Genomic DNA, 4,416 nt, shown 5'->3' with positions numbered 1-4,416 from the left:
ACCCGGAGTTGACGGGCGACTTCCACCGGCTTGATCTGCTGCTCGAACAGCTCAGCCGCCTGCATCCGCACGGTCTCACGGCGCTGACGTCCCACAGCGGTCAGCCCGCCCCCATCCGCATATCTCACACACCATGGGATACGGCCACTGAACCAAGCCCCTCAGCCACTTCGCAACGAATCACCCTGACGAGCTGAGGTCAGTATGGACGGACTCAGGGTCGCCTTGCCCTGTCTGACAAATGATCACCGAGTTGGGATCCGTGCTCGACCCAATTACCTTGTCAGCCTGGCGCCCGGCCAGCGATTCTGGGCGGGTGCCAGGACAGGGGAAAAGAAGGCGGCGGCAAGAGGACGCGTGGCAGCGGCTTGCTGCTCGTACCGCGCCGGACGCGGGACAGTGGGAACTTGTTGTTGAGACTCGGGACCAGGCAGAGATGCGTACGCATTTGCGCCGTCTTAGGGAGGCAGGAGTCGACGGGTCGATGATCCGGATCGACACGCTGTGCGAACGCCTGCGGCTGCCGACCACCTACCGGCTGAGCCGTTTCGCGACGGACCCCGCGCGGGCGTCGGACCACGAGCACTCTGATCATTGTTTTTGTGGCAAGTCGAGGTGAGTTGACGGATGCGGCGTGGGAGCGGATAGAGCCCCTGTTGCCGCAGGTGGATGGGCGTGGTCGTCCCTGGCGTGATCACCGGCAGGTGATCAACGGGATGCTGTGGCGGTTGCGGACCGGGGCTCCGTGGCGTGACCTGCCGGAACGCTACGGGCCCTGGCAGACGGGCTACGAACGGTTCGCCCGCTGGGATGCGGACGGAACCTGGGCCCGCCTGCTCGAACAGGTCGAGGTCCGTGACGACTCCGTCGGAGCCGTGGAGTGGACTGTATCGGTCGACTCCACAATCAACCGAGCCCATCAGCACGCCGTCGGCGCCCGCAAAATGGGGGCACCGACGGGGGACGAACTCGAAGATCCGGTACGCGCGACGGCTGAACAGGCGCTCGGACGGTCCCGCGGCGGGCTGACCACCAAGATCCATCTCGCCTGCGACAGGCGTGGCCTGCCCCTGGCTGTCGTCGTCACGCCCGGCAACGTCAACGACTCCACCGTCTTCGACACGGTCATGGACGAGCTGAGAGTGCCCGGACCGGCGCCGGACGCCCCCGCCTCAGGCCGGACGCGGTCATCGCGGACAAGGCGTACTCGTCTCGGGCGACCCGTCAGTCCCTGCGGCACAGGGGTATCCGTGCGGTGATTCCGGAGCAAGCGGACCAGAAGGCTGTTCTCGCCGCTACGGGGCGGGGGTGAACTCCACGTCCGTGCCGCCGCAGCCATCAGGGACGGATGGCGGTGGGGCGCCGCTTCATGTAGCCGTCCGAAGGACATCCGCCGTCCGGGTCCGTCGTGGGGCACATGGCGGGATCCCTCGTGTCTTGGAAGTCTCCGTAGAGGTAGACCTCCACCGTGCACGACGGGTCGTTACTGAAGGACAGCTGAAGGTGGTGGCCGCGCGTGGCGGTCTCGTCCGGGACCATGCGGCCGCCGCCGTCGGGGGTGGCGTAGAAGGCCCAGCGCCCCGGGACCAGGTTCGCGGGATGGCCGCAGCCGGCCAGCTCCTCAACCTTGTCGAGTCCCGTTGCGGTGAAGGTGTGATCCTCCGCGTAGGTCAGGGATATCCCTGCCGGGCTGGTCCACGTCCCCAGCAGCTGCTCCTGCGGGATCTCCGCCCGGTGGATGGCCGCGCCATAACCGCAGGACGTGGTGAGCACCACCCCGGTCAGCGCCAGAACGATCGCAGGCCATACCCGCATGCCCCTAAACCTCCCCAGACGTCGGATGCCCGACCCATAGCCGCACCCCCGTATTTGAACACGCTCAAATTCGCCGGCTACAGCCTGGCCGGCTCAACTCGGCGGTACCCGCCGTCCGGAGCGCAAGCGCGGAACACGGTTCACTCCGACGGGTGAGCGCGTCAGAGGGGTGAAACGTCACCGCACCCCAGCGCCAGGCCGACTGCGGGACCGTGGCGGGCATGCGCCATGCCACCGGCCCCATGCTCCTGGTCCCCCTGCTCACCACCGGCTGAATGACTGTCGCAGCGGCCCCGGGCCCCCCGGCCCCGGCGGGGACTCCGGCGGGGCGGGCCACCGCCTTCTCGGCCGCCGCACACCCCAGGCCCGCCCTCGGACAGGTCAGCGCCCAGGCCGCGTTGCCGCTGTCCCGGGTGCCGCAACCGGCCGCCCCGGCGGCCCGCGCCGCGCACCCGCCCGGCCCCACGCCGAAGGCGCCTCCGGCCGGCTCCGCCCCGGACCGTGCGCAGCGTCCGGCCGCCGCACCGCCAGCACCGGTTCCGGGAGCGCGGCCGGCCCGGCTGCAGCACCGCCACCGGGCAACAGCCCCCGCCCGGCACGCACCAGTGGCCAAGCACCGATGACGGTCCTGCCCCCGGACCCACCGCGTCTGGAGACCCTGGCGATTCTATGGAATCAGAAATTTCAAGATTGCGATGATCTGCCCTGCCGGACCTCGGCGATCGGCAGGAGCGTCGCGATGAGCGGTGCATCGAGCTGGCGAGGGATCTGGCCGGACGGCGTCGGCGTGGCAGCAGGCCGCCGAAGCACCGCCGAGCGAGACCCGCGAGCAGCGGGCCCAGCTGAAAGGCCTCAAGGCGATTCTGGGCTCGCGCCAGTGGCAGCAGGAAGCACGCCGCCATGCCGCTGGCTCCCCCGCCGTCCGTACCGTCAGAGATCCGGCCAGTCTCCGCCGTACCGCCGGACGCCGCACTGGCCGGTCAACCCGTCGTCCGGTCTCCGCGCACGATTCCCCGCCCTCGAACATCTACTCCAGCGCATCCGACACGGCCTCCGGCACATCCGATACCCCGATCACCTCATAGACGGCTGCCCCACCGAGACCGGTCTGACCATCAGACCCGCCCGAACACAACAACATCACTCCACCTCACCAGTGCCGTCAACCACCCAAGAAGCCCCGCCAAGACGCACCTGGCGGGGCTCCAAAATTGCTGCAGCTATCGAGCAAGAGGTTTGCGGAATCAGACAGATTTCACAGACTCGGCCGCTTGCCAAAGTACGGGCCTACCACTCTGGCCAACTTGAACTGGATTGCACGCAGAATCCGAATGCTCGACTCGTCACTAAATCCTGTGGTCGTCGTCCATTCACATCCCGAACCTGCAAGATCACTAACAAAGACGATTTCAACCGCCAGCAATGCGCGCGCCCAATCGACCGGGGATATCGGAACATTTTCTCCGAGTGCGGCACGCAACCTGCCACATTGGTCGAGCAGATCCTGCACATTTTCGAACCCCATGCCGATAGCGAGCTCATCGCCACAACGAGCCGGACCACCCCACTCTAGAAGCGCGCGCCGCAGCCAGGCGACCTCGTCCGCGGCGAGCAGGTCACTCGCCGCTACAGGAGTTTCAGACATCAATTCAACCCGTCCCAGTACTCGTCAATCGTCGTCGGATCCCGGCGGAAGACGGTACCACCATCCGGATGCATCGGGTCATGAATAACGATTGTGGACCCGTCCTTGCCTTGATACGCTCTCCGCCCGCCGCCTAGCGGTTTCGTACGGGCCGGGTTCTGCATCACGTCCCGGGCAAGATCCCCAATATCCTTGGGGGTATACCCTGGAAAGTCGCCGGCATGTTTGCTTCCCGCGTGACCGTTGCCTATGTCCGCAGCATCTTCGATGCGTTCCTCAGGGGTACACCAATCTGCGTTGTGAACGAGGACCGGCGTCGATCCAGCGAGTACATAGTACGTGTGCAGGTCGTCCACTGTCAGGTTGTAGGTACGCGCGTATGCATCGTAGCTACGGTTCCCTCGTACCCGGACAAGCTCATTTTTGCTAGTCAGGAGACTTGCCCCCGGCTGCAGATTACGCGCTTCCACCCAACGCCGTTCTGATGGATCCCAGAACGGATGTTCGTGAGTCGCCGTGAGCCTCTTGGACCCGCTGGATGTTTCAATTGACAACTCGTTAAAATGCTTGTCATGCTCGGTGACAATCCGGCGAGTGACTCGCCTTGCGATTCGCTCCCCAGTTAGCGGATCTGCCGCAAGCACCTTGTCGCCGACCGAGACGTCTTCAATTTTCCGAGTTGAACCATCACCCATAAGAACTTCTGTGCCCGCAAGGAAGCACTTGCTGCACCCACTGAGAAGCCTGGCCAACCGTCTGGCCGCGTACTGCGCCAATCGCATCTTAGAAGCGACGACTAGGTCGGCACCCAAGTCTGCACATGCTCCCGGATCGGTCTTCTCGAAGCAGTTATAGAAGTTACTTACTGAGGTTGAACTCGTGTTGTCGTAGGGGCTGACGCCTGGTCGTCCGCTGCGGTATCACCAGGGCATGCGGTATCCACAAGGGGGCGGGCT

General features: G+C 65.4%; 3 protein-coding genes and 2 pseudogenes. 1 reads left to right on the top strand and 4 read right to left on the bottom strand.

Translation table 11 applies throughout. The features are described 5' to 3' along the window. A pseudogene (locus tag ACZ50K_RS37625) lies at window positions 1-128 on the bottom strand (IS630 family transposase); the annotation flags it as partial. A gap of 474 nt (window positions 129-602) precedes the next feature. On the opposite strand from ACZ50K_RS37625, the pseudogene ACZ50K_RS37620 reads away from it, so the two are divergent. Then, window positions 603-1,285 (top strand): annotated as a pseudogene (locus tag ACZ50K_RS37620) (IS5 family transposase); the annotation flags it as partial. A 53-nt stretch (window positions 1,286-1,338) separates the two neighbouring features. Here the strand turns inward: ACZ50K_RS37620 and ACZ50K_RS37615 are convergent. From ACZ50K_RS37615 to ACZ50K_RS37605, 3 genes are all read right to left on the bottom strand, one after another. Continuing rightward, complete coding sequence (locus ACZ50K_RS37615; protein WP_468911946.1) at window positions 1,339-1,815, bottom strand: hypothetical protein; 477 nt, start codon at window positions 1,813-1,815, stop codon at window positions 1,339-1,341. 1,255 nt (window positions 1,816-3,070) lie between these two features. Further along, on the bottom strand, window positions 3,071-3,460 hold the full coding sequence (locus tag ACZ50K_RS37610; protein WP_468911944.1) for a hypothetical protein: 390 nt from the start codon (window positions 3,458-3,460) through the stop codon (window positions 3,071-3,073). Further along, window positions 3,460-4,242, bottom strand: coding sequence for a Hint domain-containing protein (locus ACZ50K_RS37605; protein WP_468911941.1), 783 nt, complete (start codon window positions 4,240-4,242; stop codon window positions 3,460-3,462). The genes ACZ50K_RS37610 and ACZ50K_RS37605 overlap by 1 nt, the downstream gene beginning before the upstream one ends. Between the last annotated feature and the right edge of the window lie 174 nt (window positions 4,243-4,416).

The sequence above is a fragment of the Streptomyces sp. NPDC033845 genome (assembly GCF_055576225.1).
The sequence above is the reverse complement of the archived record's forward strand: the minus strand, read 5'-3'. Positions and strand labels throughout refer to the sequence as shown.

Coding starts and splice junctions, on each gene's coding strand:
- ACZ50K_RS37615 (WP_468911946.1), bottom strand. CDS start 1,815: ATGCGGGTATGGCCTGCGATCGTTCTGGCGCTGACCGGGGTGGTGCTC.
- ACZ50K_RS37610 (WP_468911944.1), bottom strand. CDS start 3,460: ATGTCTGAAACTCCTGTAGCGGCGAGTGACCTGCTCGCCGCGGACGAG.
- ACZ50K_RS37605 (WP_468911941.1), bottom strand. CDS start 4,242: ATGCGATTGGCGCAGTACGCGGCCAGACGGTTGGCCAGGCTTCTCAGT.